Genomic DNA, 2,786 nt, shown 5'->3' with positions numbered 1-2,786 from the left:
ACCGTAAAGGACTAGGTGATAAGCTAGCAGAAGGTTCATATCGTCTGGCAGACTCTAAAGGTCAGCCTGAACTTTCAATGAGTGTAAAAAAACAGGAACTTCCTGCTTATGACCCACGTGGTGTTCAGGGCCAGGGACTTAATTATGTAACTTCCAATCGCGGTGGCTGTCATGTTAGAGGTTATATGATTTCACCTGAAGTTTTAGGAGCTCCCGAAAAGCTGGACCCACAGGAACTGGAAGGTAAAGCTGGCTGGGTTAAAACATTTCAGGATTTAACAGCTGTTATTGATTCGGTTGGAATGTGCCTTTTTACTTCCTTTGCTCTGGGACTTGATGACTATCGAGAAATAGTAAATGCCGGGACTCGGTTTGACTATACATCAGAATCCTTACTTGAAGCCGGTGAGAGAATCTATAATCTAGAGCGCCAGTTTAATCTGGAAGCAGGAATTTTACCTGAACAAGATAAATTACCTGCTCGTTTTGATGAACCGCTACCTGATGGCCCTCAAAAAGGTAAAAAGTCAGAGTATAGACAGATTTTACCGGAATATTATGAAGTCAGAGGCTGGCAGGAAGATGGCTGGATTAGTGATCAGAAATTAAAGGAGATGAAGATTAAATAATTGATAAAATAAATTGCAGTCTAGATTAAATTAATTTAGCCTCGTAAATCCATCCAGTTCTCTGCCGGGAGCTGGGTGGAATTTTATTATAAAAGGATGATAAAGATGGCATTAGAAGTTAAATTTTATTCTTTATTTAGAATAAACTTAAAAACAAAAGGAATCGAATATCAACAGGAATCAGAAATCACTATTACTGAGTTAATTAAAAAATTGGATCAGGATTTTGAAGGTTATTTTACTCAAAAATTGCTGAAAGAAGATGGAACTATTGCTCGAGGAACAATAATTTTAGTAAATGGTAAAAATATCTTTCATCTCAATAAACTTGAGACAAAAGTTTCTGATGGAGATATAGTTACTTTATTCCCTCCATCGGCGGGAGGTTAATTATGAAATCTTATCTAAAAAGGCAGCAGAAATTATTCACTGAAACACAACAGCAGCGGCTGGAAGAATTAAATGTTATGATTGCCGGCACAGGTGGGCTGGGCACCAATCAGGCCCTGCAGCTGCAGCGAATTGGGATTAATAAAATCTATCTTTATGATTATGATCAGGTGGAAGTCAGTAACCTCAACCGTCAGCTCTGTTATGGAAAAAAAGATATTGGCCGCTTAAAAGTAGAGGCAGCAGTAGAATTTTTAAAAAAATTTGATTTAGAGACTGAAATTATTGCCAGAAATGAAAAAATAGATATGGAGACTGAGGTACCAGAAAATATAGATATTATTTTTGACGGCCTTGATAATTTTGAGTCGCGCTTTATACTGGACCAGCTGGCCGCTGAAAACGAAATAGCTTTTATTCATGCCGGAATAGAAGAATTTTTTGCCCAGATTATGCTGGTGCTGCCCGAAAGTGAGCTGCGTTTAAAAGATGTTTTTGCCGGTTCAGAGAAGAAAGAGCTCCCGGCAGTTTTTTCCCCGGCTGTAACTGTGACTGCCTCGATTCAGGTGCTGGAAGCTTTAAAATATCTGCTTGGTTTTGATGATTATTTAGAAAATCAGCTGCTGCATATTGATTTATTGAGCAATCAAATGGAGTTAATTGACTTAAAGTGATTTAATTTTGCTAAACTGGAGAAATGAATTTTTGCAGAAGTTCTTAATTGTAGTTTCTATACTTGATAAAATATAATTTCTTTGTTAGGCTTTAATTTAGGAGATGATAATATGCAGGCAGAAGTATATCATTTGTTTCACAGTGGAACCGCAGTTAGAGTAAAAAATAAATTATTTATATTTGACTATTATCAAGATCAGCCACAGCAGGAAAAGGCTCTGCAGAGTTCTCTGGAAAAAGGAATAGTGAGAGAAGACAGCTTTAAAAATATAAAAGAAGCCTATGTTTTTGTTTCTCACAGCCACCATGATCACTATAATAGAGTGATTTTTGATTGGGAAAAATATTGTGATCAGATCAGTTATATTTTAGCAGACGAGGTAGAACCAGAGCCAGAGTTAAAAAATGAGGATAACCTTTATTTAATGGAAAAAGACGAAGAACTGCAGCTGGAGCAGATTAATATTTCAAGTTATGGCAGTACAGATGAAGGTGTTTCCTTTCTGGTTGAACTTGAAAATTTAGCAATCTTTCATGCCGGAGATTTAAACTGGTGGAAGTGGAAGAAGTTTACCGAAGAAGTTCAAAAAAGAGAAGCAAGAGAATATAAAAGAGAAGTTGAGAAATTTAAAGATAAGCAGATAGATATTGCTTTTGTTCCGGTTGATCCAAGGTTGGAGGAACATTATTATCTGGCAGGAGAGTATTTTATTGATCAGGTTAAACCGGCACTTTTTGTACCAATTCACTTTGCTGATAATTATGATGTGACTAAATTTTTTAAAGATAGGTTTAATTCAAATCAAACGAGAGTTGCTGAAATTACTGAGCCGGGAGAGAAGATACTTTATACCAGGAAATAGATTTAAGTGGATTTATTATTTTTATTATGAGCCATAGCTTAAACCTCCATATGATTTTGTTTGGGCACTTATATTATGCCAGGTTTTTAGCTGTGGTTCTAATTTTTTTGTCTGTTGCATTTAATTTTACAATGAAGCAAACTTAATTAGTTTTAAAAATTGCTTGACAATTATAATTAATTAACTTATACTTAAAATATATTGAAAAAATATTTTTTTAAAAATCTTT

4 protein-coding genes are annotated in these 2,786 nt (G+C 35.2%); all 4 read left to right on the top strand.

The genetic code is table 11. From position 1 onward, the window contains the following. Window positions 1-629, top strand: a 629-nt coding sequence (locus tag CI949_RS19430; protein WP_290769482.1) for an aldehyde ferredoxin oxidoreductase C-terminal domain-containing protein, incomplete at its 5' end; no start/stop codon positions are given. 105 nt (window positions 630-734) lie between these two features. Further along, complete coding sequence (locus tag CI949_RS19425; RefSeq protein WP_133531002.1) at window positions 735-1,019, top strand: MoaD family protein; 285 nt, start codon at window positions 735-737, stop codon at window positions 1,017-1,019. A 2-nt stretch (window positions 1,020-1,021) separates the two neighbouring features. Then, window positions 1,022-1,693, top strand: coding sequence for a HesA/MoeB/ThiF family protein (locus tag CI949_RS19420; protein ID WP_133531003.1), 672 nt, complete (start codon window positions 1,022-1,024; stop codon window positions 1,691-1,693). A gap of 111 nt (window positions 1,694-1,804) precedes the next feature. Continuing rightward, complete coding sequence (locus CI949_RS19415) at window positions 1,805-2,557, top strand: MBL fold metallo-hydrolase (RefSeq protein WP_133531004.1); 753 nt, start codon at window positions 1,805-1,807, stop codon at window positions 2,555-2,557. Window positions 2,558-2,786: the final 229 nt, after the last annotated feature.

This window comes from Halanaerobium sp., from assembly GCF_003070835.1.
The sequence above is the reverse complement of the archived record's forward strand: the minus strand, read 5'-3'. Positions and strand labels throughout refer to the sequence as shown.

Excerpts from the sequence above, each read along its gene's own strand:
- CI949_RS19425 (WP_133531002.1), top strand. The coding sequence starts at position 735 with ATGGCATTAGAAGTTAAATTTTATTCTTTATTTAGAATAAACTTAAAA.
- CI949_RS19420 (WP_133531003.1), top strand. The coding sequence starts at position 1,022 with ATGAAATCTTATCTAAAAAGGCAGCAGAAATTATTCACTGAAACACAA.
- CI949_RS19415 (WP_133531004.1), top strand. The coding sequence starts at position 1,805 with ATGCAGGCAGAAGTATATCATTTGTTTCACAGTGGAACCGCAGTTAGA.